The following is an 18105-nucleotide window of genomic DNA, read 5'->3' on the forward strand; positions in this document are numbered from 1 at the left end:
TCGAACCAACCCCGGCGTGAGCGACGATTAAGACTAACATCCTCTTTTTATCGGATATTTAGGCCGGAGTCTTTAATCTACCCCCCACCCCCTCCGGGAGGACTCCCCTCCCCGTATATCCCCCCCGGGTTATCTATGGAAGCGGTAAGTGCTTCCTTCGCCTCCAATACAGTAAATCCCTTATGCCGGTGGCATAATATATTTATGCTACGTACATAATGGCCTTGTGCCGGTGGCATAGTATACTTGTGCTACGTACATAATTGGCTTGTGCCGGTGGCATAGTATACTTGTGCTACGTACATAATTGGCTTGTGCCGGTGGCATAGTATACCTGTGCTACGTACATAATAGTCTTGTGCCGGTGGCATAATATACTTGTGCTACGTACATAATTGGCTTGTGCCGGTGGCATAGCAGATTTATGCCGGTGGCATAAACGGTTTAAACCTATAGGGAGAGAGTTGGTTTTTGTATTTTGCAGGCTTGTGCACTGAGAGAAAAGCCTCCCGCAGTGGCAATTTCTGTCACTTTATCCTCAAAAACCCCAGATTTTAGGCAAAAAGTGACAATTTTTGTCACTATGGGCGGTTACACTCTCACTTCTGATTGCGTGTCGCACCTACACACTAGCCCCGATGATGCTTTGCTCATCGGGATAAGTGCCGGATAACTCGTTTTACTCGAACCGACACTAATGCACTTCGGTCGCACTAATCCCACCCCACGAAGTTCATCCTGAGTATTTCGAAGGGTTTCGGGGAGTGCGTAGCCTCCAGCAGTCACTAATCCTGCTCCCTGTGGTCGCTGGATAAGTGCCACTAACTCCCTTCGGTCGAAGTGGCACTAAAATTCGTGCATGGTGGCAATGGTGCTGGCTTCGTTGGAGAAGATGGTTTGATTAGTACTGACGTAATAAGCCAGGACCAACCGGACAAATACCTGCCGGGCGCCGGTCGGGCCGATTATCTGGACCTCTAATCCGTGCGGGAATCCGGCGCCGGTAGCGTCCAGCGCCCCGAACTTGGGCACCGGGTCGGGCACCCAGAAGTCGTTGTCTTTATTCCAGGACACGCTGGCCCGGCCCATACCCAGATTACCGATAACCGAGGTGGCTGATTCTTGCTCGATGACATAAGCCGCGTCGGGCGCGTCGTCGATGCCGTCGCTGTCGGCGTCGCCCGCGCCGTCGTCATCCAGCTTGTAAAAAGCGCTGTCCGGGTCGTTCCCGGGAATCAAATAGTAGTTAATATTCCGGCTGGCCTGCAGGACGTTGGCAAACAAACTGCGCGAAACGGCCGGCGTGATGGCCATTATCTGCTGGTAATCGGCGAATTCCTTGCTCTGCCAGCGGACCAGCCTGAGGCTTGAATTCTTCTTGGCGATGGGCGTGGTGTTGGGCGAAAGGTAGTAATAAACCAGGTAATAGGTGTTGACCGACCGGGTTATGCCCAGTGCCGCGGAATCAATATAAGGATTGGATTCCTTTATGAACAGCAGGGCGTTACCGGTCCGGGTGGCCGGCGCCACGTCATTGTAAAAAGTACCCATCTGGTCGATGCAGGCCAGGCGCGTGGTGGTCAGCGCCGGGTAACGGGACTCCAAATCCAGCGCCGCCCGGTAGGCGTTGCCCTGGGTATCGTTCTGGTAGTTGACTCGAGCCTGGGTCAGGTTGAAGTTTATTTCGTCAATGGCTATCTGCCCCCATTGTATCACCTGGGTCTGCCCGTTGAGGTATTCGCTTGAGACGGTAACCTGCTGAATCATCAGTACAATAGAAAACATTATGGCCGTAGATAAGGCCATAACCATTACCAATTCTATCAAAGTAAAGCCTTTACGGTTCATAATATGATTCTCACCTATTGATGAATATCTTCTGCCGATGGTAGGCGTAATGCAGGTCCTGGGTCATACGGTAAGCCTCAAGCATTACGAGATAACTGCCTTCACCGAAAGACCCAACATTGGAAACATCCCAGAGATAACTTTCGTTGACGCCGGTGGCCGTGTCGGCAACCCATAGTGTTTTGTTTGGAACACCCGGCGTGGCCGCGGAGTCATCAACCATATGTAGCCAGTTTTTACCGTTATCACGGGAATAAAGCAGGGCGTATGCTAAATCAGGTTCGTTTTCGGTGAATCCTACCGGATAAGCGGTGGTATAAGTCTGCCCGTCCCAGCGGCACCATTCGGTTGACCAGGTCATACTGATAACCGTGGGATTTTCCAGTTCGGTGGTGACATTAGGCGTTTTAATCTCACAGCGCGGCACCTGAACAATCCGGCTGGGCGTAGCTGGGAGGCCGGCCGTCAGGAAGCTGTTTACCAGGCTGACCACCGCATAACGGCCGATAAAAGCCGAACCGCTTTCGACCGTCCGGTCCAGCCCATTGACCACGATAAAAGCGTTTGAGCCGGCCGGGTCAGCCAGCTCCATCAGCGAACTGCCCTGCCAGGCGGCGCCGTCTTGATGCCCGTAAAAATTGGTATTAACCGCGGCGGTACAGCGAATACCGGAATAATCGGCCAGGCTAAACTCATTAGACACATTACCCCAGTTATTATCATGCCGGAAAGGCCTGGAAATAGCGGCCTGGGTGGGCAGAGGGAAGTTATAACCGCTGGCCATAGCCTGCCCGGCCAGCGACAGGTTGCCGGTGGTGCCGTCCCGGCCGGTATGCCGAAAAGTCGAGGTGGTCGTGCCAACGTTAAAGAACGAGGTGCAACCATAGGCATTGGTCCGGCGGAGGCAGGCAAGCCCGTCAAAAGTCGTGCCGGCCGGCAAGGTCGATGCGGCAACCAGCGGCGCCGCGCCGGAGGTGCGGATATCCTGCCGCCTGATACGGACAAATGTACCGGCGCCGGTGCCGGTGCTAAGATTTCCGTTAGCCGACCATTGGGCCGCGTAAACGCCGTCCGGATAAATCTCGCCCAGCCATGGTTTGGACCACCAGGTGTATGGTGAAATGCTTTCCCGAACATATTTGACGCCTCCGGTCAGAGCATCGGTGATGGAATCTTCATTACGACTGCCAACAGCTCCGCCGTCAAAAGGCTTGCGGTGGGTGGGAATACTGTTTGCAAACCCGTTGGCCGAGTCGTAACCGATTTCATTGCCCAGCCCCATATAATAATAAGACCAGCCGGTAATGGATGTATAAACCGCGTTTGAACCGGTCACGGCCGTCCTGATGAACTGGAAAAACCTGGGCACGTCTATTTCCATCCTATCGCCGCCGGTGCCGCCGGCGCCGTGCCAGCCGTCGGTGGTATCGGCGGCGCCATTCATCCGGCCGCTGTCAAACCCGGGCCATTCGGCCTGGGCGTTCTTGGCCGCATCACGCAGATTATCGAAATACCAGTTATACCTGTGCCCCGCCTTGACATCGGCATAAGGACTGTGCCGCGGGTCGCCCTGGAACTGGTAGCGCTCGCTGAAAGGCACGTTATCATCACTGTCGGTGCGCCAGATATAGGTGGTGGACAGGTTGGCCGGTTTGTTGTTGACCGGCCACCTGGTGCCGGTATCCAAATCGGTGCCGATTCTGGTGTTTACGGTAACCAACGAATCGCCCACGCCTTTTTCCCGGTCAACCACAGCCTGAGGAACAGTAATAACCCAACGAGCAGTATTTTTGGGCAACGATGCCCCGCGCCAGAATGTAGTTGCCCCGCCCCTGAAGCCATAGATATACTCGCTGGTTGCAACCAAGGCGCCGCCTACGGCAACAGTAGCCGGAGCCGCCGCCGGCATAACCGCCCAGGAATTACCCGAAATGGAATAACGCAGGAAAGGCAGACTGGTATTACCCTGGAAGCCGTAGATATAATCGCCGGTGCCGGGATAAACCAAAGAGCCGCCGGCCCCGATATTATAAGGATTAGTAGCTGCCATGGCTACCCAGAGATTAGTCGAAATGGAATAACGCCAGAAGGCGGTATTTCCGCCCCCCTGGAAGGCGTAAATGAAGTCTCCGCCGGTAGCCGCCAAGGCGCCGCCGGTACCGACAACACCTAATGCATTAGCCCGTAAATCCCAGGCGTTTGCAGCCACTCCATCGCTGGCCGCGGCGGTAAAATTATAGCGCCAGAAAGCGTTGGTTCCGCCCTGAAAAGCATAGATGAAACTTCCTGTGCCCGGGTAAACCAAGGCGCCGCCGGCGGCGACATTACCCGGGGCAACCGTCCGCACCTGCCAGGTGTTTGCGTTCACCCCGTCGCTGGCCGCGGCGGTAAAGTTATAACGCCAGAAAGTGGTGGTCGCGCCGCCTCTGAAGGCAAAAATAAAATCACCCGCGCCGGGATAGACCAAAGCGCCGCCGGCGCCGACCATACCCAGGGCAACCGCCCGGGCGGCCCAGGCATTAGTCGATATGGAATAACGCCAGAAGGTGGTTTGAGTGCCGCCTCTGAAACCATAAATAAAATCGCCGGTGACTGGATAGCATAAAGCGCCGCCGGTTCCGATAGCGTTTGCCGTGCTGGCCATTACATCCCAGGAATTTACCGTGGATATCAAATCCTGGCTAAAATCATTGGCCGCTTCGACCGGACCGGGTATATAATCCATTCCATACAACCTCCGGCTCGTATCTAATCCGCAAAAATCAGCGGTCCTGGGCGTGCGCAGAGAGGTGTTATACAGGGTAATAATGGTACCGGTAACGGCATCGTAATTAAGCTCATAATACATCCGATTCTCTACGGCGGCAGTCAGCGCCGGACTTATCACCGCATAAGCATCCGGGCCAACCGGGTTACACTGGTCGGTGCCACCCTCGATAGCAGTAATTTGGACATCGGAAGCGGTTTGGGTCAAATCCATATTAGGTATTGTTAGAGTAATAGGAGCACTCATATAATTATCCGCTACGGAAGGGTCGGCCAGATAGGCATAAACCCGGAGCTTAAGGTCTTCGGTTAACGCGCACCGGAGTTTTCCCGGGTGGGTTACCACGCGCCACTGGGGATGCGTGGCCGGGTCCTTGGCGGCATCGGAATAATTACGTAAAGACGGCATCGGCAACAATTCACCGTGCAGATTAATGAACAAAGCGTTGCGGTATTTGGCCGGGTTAAGCACCATATCATCGAGCAATAAACGATAAGTAAGGTTGCCGGTGGTTTCCTGTCCGGATGCCAAGCGGGAATTATATAAAGCCAGTTCTTGCGGCTGACGCATAGCGTGGTTATACTGGTCAGCCAAGGCATAAGGATACGGATTAGTGGTAGCGCTGTAATCATTGGCGGTGGCGCCATCAATGTTAATACGGGCCCTGACATTGGACGGCACGTAGTATTGGCTGACGGCCGATCCGGCGGGCATAGTTCCGGGATAGAAATAGACGGAATTAATGGTTTGATTGGAGTCCGCGGCATTATTAAAATACGGCCGGTATTCCTGGTCGCGTCCGTAAGCCGCTTTGGTGACCCAATGGCGGCGGAATCTCATACCCGGGTTACGCGCTTCCATATCGCCCAGGGAATTCTCGATAAAAGCCGTCAGGTAAGCCAGATAAACCCACCAGCCGGGGATATTCTCTATGCCTAGCATATAGATGTCGTAAACCTGGGTGGTCGGGTCGGAACCGCCGCCGGTGGTAATGACCGAGGTGATATCGGCCAGCAGGGTTTCGTCATTTTTACCGGCCTGGGTCTGGAATATCTTGACGGTAACAATTCGGACATTGGAAGCCTCAAACGAGGGGAATTTCCGCACGGTAACCCGCCGGGCGTAAAACCAGCGACTGCCCAACCAGCGGTTACCGCTGAGGATATGGTCCGGCGCAGCAACTGCCGAATCTATAGTCAGGAACTCCGAGGTGGCCACACCGTCGTCAAAGGTATCCAGCGCCGACGCGCCGCCGGAGGCTTCGTGCGATTCGGCATAGGCCCGGAGTTCATTGATGATGGCAACGGCTTTCTGGATGGCGAATGAATAATCCTGATTAAAAGTGATGACTTTGTCCATGGTGGTGACAAAGTTAAGACTGATACCTATGGCCACGGCCATTATAGCCAGGGCAATGATGACTTCCAGTAAGGACATACCGCGGCGGGAATTTCTCAATGTCGTAAATTGCCCTTGCGGCCGAACCGTTGGGCAATTATTTGACCTCATAGACGCCCTTTCCGAGCCGATATTGGCCGGTATAGGTCTGGATCTGGTTGAGGATGCCGGCATCATAGTCTATTTCGGAAATATCGCCGGTGCTTTCTATATTGACCTGCCCTTTGGTAATAACCACTCCGCTTATTATCGAAGGGGCTAACTGGTGGTAATATCCCTTGCAGTAAATGACCCCGTTGTATGATGACCCGCTATTGGCGGCCATGGTCAGGGTACCGGTGATATAAAAAATACCCGTTCCTCTTAAATTATGGGTAGAATTGAATGTGGCATTGCCGTCGAAGAATACTATCTTGTAGTCAGGAATCGGGTTGGGCAACTGGTCAACCTGGGTAACGTAATAATCGGCAATAGAACGCAGTTCTGTTTCGGTCATGCCAAAAACGCTTTCGGTAGAATCACTATAAGGATTTACAGCGGACGTTGCGCCCAGCGTGCCACTAACCACGGCGCCGCCGTTAATATTGGGCGTACCTGTTAAGGGCGGGTAAACCACCGCAATCTGGCTGCCGCCATCGATTCTGCAGTTATTACCAATGACTGTTTGGGACGGCCTACCGGCGCATAACCCGGCCAGGGCCGGCGGCACGATGCTGACGCGCCTGATTTCCGTGGCCAGTTTAATCTCGGTCAAAACCCGGTTGGGCCAGACATTATAACTCTGGGCCGGATCCGCCTTCAGGAAAAGCAACCCTCTTGATTCAATATACCATACCGCGCCCGTTGAGCCTAATCCTCTTTGGGCTGAGATATCAGAAACAATAGACCTGCTTACTTCGTAACGACCCCAGATATTCTCGCTCTGGACCACTTCAAGTTCACGTACGATGCCGATAGCCGGATCATCCGTATCATTAACCGGGGGAACGGCAAAGAAATTCTGTTGCGGATTAAAGTTCGTTATCGGCTGGCTGATTTGACGCCTGAACCAGGACAAAGTATCCAGCAGGCCGGCTTTGGCCATCGCCGGGGCTTGGCCAAAGTACTGCATTTGAGACGTCAGCACGTTATTAGTGGTTTGAAGAACCGTTAACCCGACTGTGATTGCGCCTAACAGGACGGTAATAGACAGCATAGTCCATACCAGCATAGAGCCTTTTCGAGAAGAATTGACATTAAGCATAACTGTGTCCTTTCAGTTATAATACCCTCTTTTGTCTACTTATAATATAGGCTAAAAACCAAAATATGTCAAATAATTATTCCATTTCTTATCATATTTTCCGTCCATTATGCCTACAAGTCACTGAAAAATTAATGGTTTTTATTGACATTACTTTTCCGGTCTGTATGATATTGCCTCAAATCTATGGCACAAATTAATATCAACAGGAACAAACTATATCCGCGCAAATCTGCGCCCATCTGCGTACTAAATTATCTTGAAAGCTATTCTTGTATTGGAAGACGGGACTATCCTGTCAGGTAAAGGATTCGGTGCCGCCCACAAATCGGCATTTGGGGAATTAGTTTTTAATACGGGAATGACCGGCTACCAGGAAGCCCTGACCGACCCCTCCTATAACGGCCAAATCCTGATGATGACCTATCCCTTAATCGGCAATTACGGCTGTGTTCCGTTTTCGTCAGGCCGGTTGCCGCCCGAATGGCAGTCGCCTAAAATCCAGGCCGAGGGTTTTGTGGTCCGCGAGTTCTGCACCACGCCGGTGCACCGGCATTCCGGGCTGACCATCGACGAGTTCCTCAAATCTCAGGGCATTCCGGGCATCAGCGAGCTCGATACCCGGGCGCTGACCATCAAGACCCGGCAGTTCGGCACGATGAAGTCGGTCATCGCCACTTATGACGCGGATAGCGAAATAGACATAGATAAACTGCTCCAAACGGCCCGCAATACGCCGTCGCCGGATACTACTAACCTGGTCAGTGAAGTATCGACCACCGAAATAAACCACGAAACCCCCTTCGATAAACCTCAGGGTAAACTCCAGGATAAGAAAACCATCGCGGTGATTGATTGCGGGGTCAAGGCCAATATCATCAACGAGCTAACTGCCCGGGGATGCCGGGTGGTTAGGATGCCTTACAATACATCAGCGGACGAGATAAACCGGCTCAAGCCGGACGGCATTCTGGTTTCCAACGGGCCGGGCGACCCGGCTCATCCGGCCTTAATGAGTTCCACGGTCAAGACCCTGCAGGCGCTGGTCGGCTCATACCCAATATTCGGCATCTGCCTGGGCCACCAGATATTATCTCTGGTCTTCGGCGGCAAAACGTACAAGCTCAAATTCGGGCACCGGGGCGCCAACCAACCGGTTAAGGATTTGTCAAACGGCAAGGTATATATCACCTCGCAGAACCACGGGTTCGCGGTCGACCCCAACAGCCTGCCGGCCGAGATGGAGATTACCGGAATCAATGTCAATGACGGCACGGTCGAGGCGATGCGGCATAAGAAATTACCGGTCTTTTCGGTCCAGTACCACCCCGAGGCCTCGCCCGGCCCGTGGGACAGCAAGTACCTGTTCGATGAATTTATAAAATTAGCCACGGAGGCACAGAGAGCACAGAGTTAAAAGAAAAATTAATGGCATTCTCCGTGTACTCTGCGACTCTGTGGCAAAGAAACTATGCCAAAACGTAAAGACATAGAAAAGATAATGATTATCGGGTCGGGCCCGATTGTCATCGGCCAGGCGGCTGAGTTCGACTATTCCGGCTCGCAGGCATGTCGTTCCATCCGCGAGGAGGGTTACAAAGCCGTCCTGGTAAATTCCAACCCGGCCACCATCCAGACCGACCTAAAGATGGCCGAGCGCATCTACATCGAACCGCTGACGGTCGAGGTGCTGGAGCGAATCATAGAAATCGAACGGCCCCAAGGCATCCTGAGCGGCATGGGCGGCCAGATGGCGCTTAACCTGTGCTCGGAGCTGTCCGAGAAAGGCGTCCTGGCCAAGTATAATGTGGCCCTTTTGGGCACGCCCATCCAGGCCATTGCCGATTCCGAGGACCGCGACCTGTTCCGCAATATGATGCTCAAGATAAACGAGCAGATACCTAAATCATTCGCCTGCGAATCGCTCAAGAAAGCCAAGGAAGCAGTCCAGAAAATAGGCGGCTACCCAGTGATTATCCGGGCGGCTTACACCCTAGGCGGCACGGGCAGCGGCATCGCCCATAACGACGAGGAGCTGGCCGAGATTGCCGGGCGGGGAATGGATTATTCGCGCATCCACCAAGTGCTGGTCGAGGAATGCGTGCTGGGCTGGGACGAATTCGAATATGAGGTGATGCGCGACCATAATAACAATTGCATCATCATCTGCAATATGGAAAACCTGGACCCGATGGGCATCCACACGGGAGAGAGCATCGTGGTCGCCCCAGCCCAGACGCTTTCGGACCGGGACCACCAGACGCTCAGGAACGCATCGCTAAAAATCATCCGGGCGCTGGGTATCGAAGGCGGGTGCAACATCCAATTCGCATTCAACCGCAATACCGGCGACTACCGGATTATCGAGGTCAATCCGCGGGTATCGCGCTCGTCGGCGCTGGCTTCCAAGGCGACCGGCTACCCGATTGCCAAGGTGGCGGCTAAGATTGCGGTCGGCTACACGCTGGACGAGATACCCAACAAGGTCACCGGCAAGACCTACGCCTCGTTCGAGCCGGCACTGGATTACGTGGTGCTCAAGATACCGCGCTGGCCGTTCGACAAGTTCCGGATGGCCGACAAGCGCATCGGCACACAGATGAAATCCACCGGCGAGGTCATGGCCATCGGCCGGACCATCGAAGAGGCGTTATTCAAGGCGGTGCGTTCGCTGGAGATAGACCGGATTGCCTTTGAACCGGCCCACGGTTCGCCCAGCGCATTGGTATCCGAACTGGTCGAGCCGACCGACATGCGCCTGTACGCCATCGCCGAAGCCCTGCGCCAGGGTTATAATATCACTACCATCGCTGACCTAACCAAATGGAATCCGTTCTTCCTGCAGAAAATAATGAACATCATCCAGACGGAGAAAACGCTCAAGGGCCGTAAACTGGCCGATATCTCCGGGGACGTGATGAACCAGACCAAGAGCATCGGGTTTTCGGACGAGTACATATCATATTTGCTGAACAACAACCAGACCGAGCTGGATGTCCGGGCCCGGCGCAAGGAGCTGGGAATTCTGCCGGATTACAAGATGGTCGACACCTGCGCGGCCGAGTTCGCGGCCGAGACACCGTATTTCTATTCCACGTATAATATAAATGGGACGCAGATTAACGCAGATATTAAGGATAATAATAAATCAAATCAGAGCGCCGAAGGCCAGCGGAAACCTGCGTCCACTGGAAAAGGGAAGGTCCTAGTCATCGGCTCCGGTCCTATCCGCATCGCCCAGGGCATAGAGTTCGATTATTGCTGCGTCCAGGCGGTGATGGCGGCGCGCGAATCCGGAATGGATGCCATAATAATCAATAATAACCCGGAAACTGTTTCGACCGACTATGACATGTCGGACCGGCTCTATTTCGAGCCGCTGGCCTTTGAGGACGTGATAAACCTGATAGATTACGAGAAACCGGATGGAGTGATACTTCAATTCGGCGGGCAGACGTCGGTAAATCTGGCCATCCCATTGCAGGAGGAGCTGGACCGGCGCAAGGACTTAACCACTAAAATCCTGGGCACTTCGGCCAAATATATCGATATCGCCGAAGACCGCAAGAAGTTCGAGGTATTGCTTTCGGAGCTCAATCTCTGCCGGCCGCCGGCCGGGACGGGATTCTCGTTCGAGGAAGTCAGGGAAATCGTCGGGCAAATCGGGTATCCGGCGCTGATTCGCCCGAGCTACGTGCTGGGCGGCAAGGGGATGGAAATAGTCCATAACGAAAAGGAACTGGAATTCTACATGACCACCGCGGCCAAGGTCTCCAAACAGCATCCGGTGCTGGTGGACAAGTACCTGACGCACGCGGTGGAACTGGATGTTGAAGCCATATCCGACGGCAAGGACGTATTCATCGCCGGGATAATGGAACACATCGAGGAGGCCGGGGTGCATTCGGGCGACGCCATATGCGTTCTGCCGCCACAGACCCTGCCGGAGAATATCCTTAGCCAGATACGCAATATGACCCGCGAGATTACGCTGAAACTAAACGTAATCGGATTGACCAACCTGCAGTTAGCCGTTAAGGACGGCGAGGTTTATATACTCGAGGCCAACCCCAGGGCCAGCCGGACCGTGCCGTATGTCTCCAAGGCCATCAATATACCTATAGCCCAGGTAGCCACCCGGGTTATGCTGGAGCCGTTGCTCAAGACCGGAGAAACACTAAAATCCATTATCCAACGCGTCTCATCCTTGCCTATAAAAGAAACGTCCGAGGGATGCCTTGAAGTAACCATCAAACATACGGCCATCAAAGCTCCGGTATTCCCGTTCCAGAAACTGCCCGGAGTGGATTCAATACTCGGCCCGGAGATGAAATCTACCGGTGAGGTGATGGGCATATCACAAAGTTTTGATGAGGCCTATTATAAGGCGGCCCTGGCGGCCGGGAATAAGCTCCCGACTTCAGGGATGGTTTACATCACCGTACGCGATGAAGATAAAGACAAGCTTATCCCGATTGCCAGGCGAATGAACCAGGCCGGCCTGGAACTGATGGCCACTAAGGGAACGGCCCAGCACCTCAAGAATCATCAGATACCAGCCACCACGATATTCAGGATAAGCGAGCGAGAAACGCCCAATGCCCTTTCGCTGATGAGGGAAGGCAAGATAAAACTGATTATCAATACGCCGACTGAAGGAACAGGCCCTCGTCGCGACGGCTATCGGATGAGACGGCTGGCCGTGGAAGCGGGGATTCCTTTTATCACTACTATGTCGGCGGCCCGGGCCGCGGCTAATGCCATATACCGGATTAACAACTTGACTAAATCCGATAAAACCAAGTCAGCCATAACGGTTCAGGCAATGCAAGATTACTTTCCTGCCAAATAACTACAAAACCACGGATAAGCAAATTAAGACATCTCTATCTCCTTTAGGACTTCTGCTTATCCTGAGATAGATGCACCTCGATAAAAATGAATATTATAAGAAATGTCAGGCAAAACTGGGCCAGAAGAAGTATTGCCTCGTATTTCGCCGTGTTTCGGAGTATCACCGCTCCTAGTGATACAGAAAAGGATATCAAATAAATCAGCAGCACAGATTTATGGCGCGAGAACCCGGCCTGATTTATCCGGTGCGAGAAGTGATCAGTCCCGGAGTAGACAATGATATCCTTAAGCGACTTCGTAATTCCCAATTTCTGGCGCCGAAAAATAACATAAACCAAATCCACCAGAGGAACACCCAGAATAAAAATGGGTATTATCGAAGCCTTAACCGGATTGCTCGACCAGCCGCCCATAACACTCATGACCGCCAGGGTAAAGCCCAGGAAGAAACTACCGCCGTCGCCCATAAATATTGAAGCGGGTTTTTTAGATATGGGGTGGAAGTTATGGAAAAGGAATCCCAAATTACCGCCGATTAAAGCCGCCGCTATGATTCCCCAAACAAATTGATAGGTCTGGATTGCCACGGCCGCATAGGCCATCGCCGCGATAAGTGAAATCCCCGAGGCCAGCCCATCCATATTATCCATAGCGTTGAATGCGGACGTGCAGCCAACCAGCCAAAGCAAGGTCAATGCTATGTTTATTTCCCTTGGAAACGGCAGATTTATTATTATCCCGTTCAAAGACAGGATGAACGTAAGCACAAAAAGTATCGCCAGCTTTATCAATGCGGAAAGACCGTCAGAGTGTATCTTCCTGAAATCATCCCACAAACCCACCAGAAGCGTCATAAGGCTGCTGATTGCCAGGATATATACCGAATCATCGTGGCCAGGAGAAGCTGTATAAAAAAGGAAGTATCCAATGCTTATAATAAATCCGGCATATATGGCGATACCGCCCAATCTCGGCGTGGCCTGGACATGGAGTTTATATTTATCGTCAGGCCGGTCCATACAATTAATTGCGCGTGAAATATACTTAAGAATAAATGAGGCCAAGTATGTGCCAGTAGCAGAAATGCCTATAACAATGAGGTATCTGATTATCCATTCTTTCATAAAATTAGCGCCCTAACCCTTAATAATATTTTCGCTCTCCGGGCCGCAGTTAAACAGCAAATCAATTATGGCCATTTCGGAAGTAAACGGTTGATACCTCTGCGGATAAACCGGGTGCTCAAATTGTTGGTATATCGACTTGATATTATGCTGGTTCATTTTATCCTCGTCAACATAATCCCGCCCATGCTTCCCATGCAGGTAAGTATCCGCATTTACCGCCTGGCACATATTTATAATCAGGTCTGTTGCCTTGCCGTCAACGTTAAGTTCTGATGATTTAACTATGGCCGCCTTTATATGCATCTGTTCGCAGACATAGCGGATTATCGCCTCATTAAGCGCGGATAGATACTCCCATTCCTTCTGATACAGCTGGCTAAAAAACTTGGAATACTGGGCAAAGTATGTGGCAGATTGATAGTTACGCTGGATGCTGGCCCAATGTTTTCGGCGCCAGTCCGTGGAATTATCTATCATCGTATCCTTAATCGACTGGAGATATTTACCCTTAGTGATTACCGGCACAGTAAGCCATATCCAGCCGGTGGCGGTACGAATTCGGTTCCGGTTTATCCAGCCGAAAGGACCGCGTTTTACAAACTGGACGTTATCAACGATGATAAATTTATCACAGCGGGCGGCCTTGTGGAAGAACCCTATATAAGGAAAATAATTAGGTTGATGACCTGCGGCTATCATTTACAACTATTCCTATTTAAATATTGTTTTAGCTTTCATGATAGATAAAACCCCTTGGGTAAAAGCCTCGTTTAAACCCAGCGCCTCAATAATCTCGTCAGGCCGGACCGTGCCCCGGTTTGTGACCTTGGCCGTTAATACTATTATATTATTATCCACCTTAATATCCTCAATGTATGGCCTTATATCGACGCCTTTCTGTCCTTCAGAATTCTCCCTTAGCACCAGAATCTCCTTTTTGGCAAGCAAATCGCCAGCTTTATTTTTATATTCGCCTGAAAAATCACCGCCGCCATTACTTATACGGTATTCCACGGAAAATTCCTTGGGATTATCAGAAGAATGCTGCGGGATTACCTCGGTAATTCTGATTAACTGTTTGTTTTGAGTTAGTAAGTCTGAAACAAAAAGCGAACACAATTGGGCGTTAAGACGTTTTTGGACTTCGGCAGGAGAAAGCCATTCGGCCAGATGCAGATAAATTACTTCATCCTCCGAAGGTACCCCCAAACTTAGCGCACCGAGAAATGATATTCTTGGACGAGGATTAAAACCTTCTGAAAGCGCCACCGGAATGTCCGCCCGGCGAACAGCTCTTTCTATTAACGTCATCAACTCCCGATGAGGAATAAATCTAGCCCGACCAACCTTATTAAACCGCACCTGAAAGGTAAATTTCCTCATTAAGATGATAACTCATTTAGTGCCTTCTAATAATTTCTCTTGGGCGTCAATCTTTTTGGACATTTTAACCGTTGTTTCAGCGCCGGTCTTGATAATATGCGGCGTCAGGAAAATCAAAAGATGTTCGGTAGTATGCGTATCGTTACGATACTTGAAAAACGTATTAAATATCGGGATATCGCCCAGATAAGGAATCTGTTCGACTACTTTTGTAACCCTGTCTCTGGAAAGACCTCCGATAATAGCCCCCTGCCCGCTTTCCAACAAGAGATATGCCACGATAGTCGATTGCTGTGTCCTGGGCAAATCGATATATTGTTCCCCGCTCCCGCTATTCAGTTTATACCTGTCAAAACCCGGAACTTCTGATGTACTCCCAGTAAGAATTTCTTGCTGCGGTATTATTGTTAACATTACCTGATTGGTATCTTTAATAACGTAAGGCAACACCCAAAGCTGAAAGCCTTGCTTGGCAGGTGATTTTGCCGCTTCCCCAATTGAATAAGAGATCGTACCTGATTGTGATGAAGAAGCTGTAGTCTGTGCAAAACTAACTGATTCCCCTACGAAAACTGTTGCTTCACGCCCATGTAATGTTAACAAAGTCGGTTCCTGTATAAGCCGGCTTTTTGTATCTTGTTTAAACAATCTTAAAGTCGCGGTTATATCATATTGAGTCAGGTAAAGAGGGTTATACGCCGCATAAGATCTGCCCCGACCAAACGGGAGACTGGAGACAATCCTATCCGCCCTTGGCGCAGTTAGACCGCCCATTGTATCAGATGCACCCGTCGGACGTGAATAAGCTCCTATGCCTTTGCCAAGCTGCCAGGCATAGTTTATGCCAAAATTCAAGAGGTCATCGTTTGAGGTGACTATAAACTTCAGTTCAACCAAAACCTGGGGCGGAGGTGTATCCAGTTTATCAATTATCTTCTGTATTTCATCAAGAACAGGTTTAGTATCTTTAACAATAATCGTATCGTGCTCACGGTCATACTCCAAACTTCCGATTACCGTCCCGCCTCTCTTGGTAAGCATATTCTTCAATACTGTAAGCAGAGTAAAATCCTTGACTGGATCGGACTGCCGCGGAGAACCAACCGCGTATGACGTAACAATTGTAGCTTTAAAATCACCGGGTGGTTTTAGATATTTAAGCTGAAAAATCCTTGTTTCCAGTTGTTCCTGCAACGACTCGTTTTTGATAACCCTAATAACATTATGCTTTTCCTGAACAATGGCATATCCCGTGGTTTTTATTATGTTATTAAGAGCCTCCATCCAGGGAATATCCCTAAACATCATTGTTACGCTCCCTCGGACATCATCAGCAATAATAACGTTTATATTGGCTACCGCCGCAATGGCCCTGATTACTTCCTCTAAAGGCTGGTTCTTAAATGACATCGTTACAAGTGGCGGCTTACTCACCCGATAAAGAACAGGCGTAACTTCTTCCAAAATACATTTGTTCTGGCGGACAACTTCATCCAAAGCCAGTTTCCATTCCAGATTCCGAAAAGTAACCGTTACAATATCATCTGAAGTTATTGTAAAATCAGCAACAATATTAACATTGGCTATTTCCGCAATAGACTCCAAGGCAGCCCGCAGTGGCTTTTCACGCCACTCCACCGTAACCAATGCCATTGGCGCCTGTTCTTTATCTGCTTGAGTTGACAAAGATACCTTGGCGCCCTCTTTTGCCGTTGCTTCCGAAGCTGCCGGCGATGGTTCGGCAAAAATGCCACCCGCTAACAATAAAGATATCATACCGACAAATACAACTCTTAAAACCTGCCTCATATTTCCTCTCCTTTATTTCTTTCCCGCTATTTCGACTGTTAGAATTTCACCCCTGTATAAAAACACAACTTCATTTGAAGATATCGATTTAATCAACGTGTCGCTATTTAATTTAGCGCCCTCGCTGTAAGCCACATTATTAATTATTGCGCTTGAAGATGGCACATACTCAACATACACAACGGGTAAAGATATTTGATTCCCCATAAATGATGCTTTCACTGAAGGCAATGTATTTTCCTGGGCTTTAAGATAATATACAATACCAGTTATCTTGGGCGGATTACGTAAAAATTCATGAATGGTGGCTATTCTGGCCAGGATTACTTCGACCTCCTTAATCAGGTCGTCGATCTTAGCAGCATACTCGGTATCTTCAAGCTCTCTTTTCTGCCTCAGCAGTTTGATTTGCGACAACTTGGAATCTATCCCCTCATATGTCTTCATGTCAAAAAGCTTTTTGCATTCATCCCTTAATGATACAGCTTGCTGATAAACGACCGAAGCTACACCGGAAAATAACCTTTCGGCATCATCCCGGATAATCATCATCTGGTTTTTCGCCGCTTGGGAACCAATATTCATCACCGCCGTATATATATCCAGTATTCTGCCGTATGGAACGGACATGGCATCACCCCGCTCCTCCTCTGGAACCTGTTCGTATATTTTCTTCATCTGCTCAAGCTTTTCCTCAGCTTCTTTAAGCAATTTCTCCACCTGATCTACTTGTGGAACAGGTGGTGGCAAAGGTGGTGGCCCGCCCTTCTTCGTCTTTGTTACCTTTTGTTTAAAAGGGTCATCTCTCCCTTTTTTCCCAAATACAGGTCTCTCTTCAATAAGTGCATCCTCCTTTGTTGTTTTCAATAGGGTAATTTCACCGAGTTGATTATTTAATACAATATGTTCTTCAAGAACTATGCCGTTGGCATCAATAATATATTCGATTTCCTTGTATAAAGCTGTTGGACTGGAAACGATAAGATTGCAACGATATTTTAGCTGCTCTTTTTCGCTCCCAGGAAGAATCTTTTCTTTCACTATCAATAAAGCCGAAACACAATAATTACTTATATCTAATAATTTAATGGGGTAGCTTTGGTTAACCTCAATCCCCTGGCTCACTAAGTATATACCTATTTCCTGCCCGGTTATATACGGCTCCTCTGGATTATTTTCAAATTCCTTACCCGGCAGGTCATTAAATACAGAGATCCGCATCTTTTCGCCCTCAGAAACCGCTTTGTATTTCACAATCACTTCTTTTATTGAAGGCATAGTCGCCCTAACTTCGGATTTTATAAGTTTCATCCGGCCTTTTTGCCCTGCCCCAGGGGCTTGGGTTTCGAATAATATTTCTCCGATAATCCTGGTTCCGGCAGCCTCACTAATCATCTGTTTTTTCAGCTCCATCTCGGTTTTTACTTTATACTGCTTACTTTGACTTGCAGATTGGGTATCCAAAAGTTCTATTGTCACAACCTCATAACCCATTTTTACTTCTTTGCTTCCGGCAAGCTTCCCGATAATAGCGTACCACGATTCCGAGGTATTAGTCGGCGTAACCGTTTGTTCACCTTCGGCAAAAACCAATGAAGAAACGGTTAAAACACAAAAAATTATTATTAACGTACTTTCAGTCACTTTAAACATATGTTTTAAGCTACTCATCATAA

At 50.0% G+C, this 18105-nt stretch carries 10 protein-coding genes; 2 read left to right on the forward strand and 8 right to left on the reverse strand.

Features of this window, described 5'->3' with window-relative positions; genetic code table 11:
- Window positions 1-846 precede the first annotated feature (846 nt).
- Genes WC980_08700 through WC980_08710 form a run of 3 tightly spaced genes read right to left on the reverse strand, consistent with a single transcriptional unit; the run spans window position 847 to window position 7256 of the window.
- Window positions 847-1848: a type II secretion system protein gene (locus tag WC980_08700; protein MFA5795122.1), complete on the reverse strand. Its 1002-nt coding sequence runs from the start codon at window positions 1846-1848 to the stop codon at window positions 847-849.
- A 10-nt stretch (window positions 1849-1858) separates the two neighbouring features.
- Complete coding sequence (locus WC980_08705; GenBank protein MFA5795123.1) at window positions 1859-6190, reverse strand: prepilin-type N-terminal cleavage/methylation domain-containing protein; 4332 nt, start codon at window positions 6188-6190, stop codon at window positions 1859-1861.
- Window positions 6111-7256 carry a hypothetical protein gene (locus WC980_08710; protein ID MFA5795124.1) on the reverse strand — a complete coding sequence of 382 codons (1146 nt, stop codon included), beginning with the start codon at window positions 7254-7256 and terminating at the stop codon, window positions 6111-6113. Before WC980_08710 ends, WC980_08705 begins: the two co-directional genes overlap by 80 nt.
- A gap of 259 nt (window positions 7257-7515) precedes the next feature.
- Between WC980_08710 and carA the strand changes: the two genes are divergently transcribed.
- Window positions 7516-8673, forward strand: coding sequence for a glutamine-hydrolyzing carbamoyl-phosphate synthase small subunit (gene carA, locus WC980_08715; GenBank protein MFA5795125.1), 1158 nt, complete (start codon window positions 7516-7518; stop codon window positions 8671-8673).
- Between the two features lie 54 nt (window positions 8674-8727).
- Window positions 8728-12108, forward strand: coding sequence for a carbamoyl-phosphate synthase large subunit (carB, locus tag WC980_08720; GenBank protein MFA5795126.1), 3381 nt, complete (start codon window positions 8728-8730; stop codon window positions 12106-12108).
- 43 nt (window positions 12109-12151) lie between these two features.
- Here the strand turns inward: carB and WC980_08725 are convergent, their stop codons facing one another.
- From WC980_08725 to WC980_08745, 5 genes are read right to left on the reverse strand one after another with little or no spacing between them, the layout of a single operon-like run.
- The gene (locus tag WC980_08725; protein MFA5795127.1) at window positions 12152-13234 is read right to left on the reverse strand and encodes an MraY family glycosyltransferase; all 1083 of its coding nucleotides are present in this window, start codon (window positions 13232-13234) and stop codon (window positions 12152-12154) included.
- A 12-nt stretch (window positions 13235-13246) separates the two neighbouring features.
- Window positions 13247-13936: a WbqC family protein gene (locus tag WC980_08730; GenBank protein MFA5795128.1), complete on the reverse strand. Its 690-nt coding sequence runs from the start codon at window positions 13934-13936 to the stop codon at window positions 13247-13249.
- Window positions 13937-13948: 12 nt separating this feature from the next.
- Window positions 13949-14620, reverse strand: coding sequence for a TIGR03936 family radical SAM-associated protein (locus tag WC980_08735; GenBank protein MFA5795129.1), 672 nt, complete (start codon window positions 14618-14620; stop codon window positions 13949-13951).
- Between the two features lie 12 nt (window positions 14621-14632).
- Window positions 14633-16429 carry a hypothetical protein gene (locus WC980_08740; GenBank protein ID MFA5795130.1) on the reverse strand — a complete coding sequence of 599 codons (1797 nt, stop codon included), beginning with the start codon at window positions 16427-16429 and terminating at the stop codon, window positions 14633-14635.
- 12 nt (window positions 16430-16441) lie between these two features.
- Complete coding sequence (locus WC980_08745; protein MFA5795131.1) at window positions 16442-18082, reverse strand: hypothetical protein; 1641 nt, start codon at window positions 18080-18082, stop codon at window positions 16442-16444.
- Window positions 18083-18105: the final 23 nt, after the last annotated feature.

It is taken from the genome of Candidatus Brocadiia bacterium (assembly GCA_041658285.1).
GTDB lineage: Bacteria > Planctomycetota > MHYJ01 > JACQXL01 > JACQXL01 > JBBAAP01.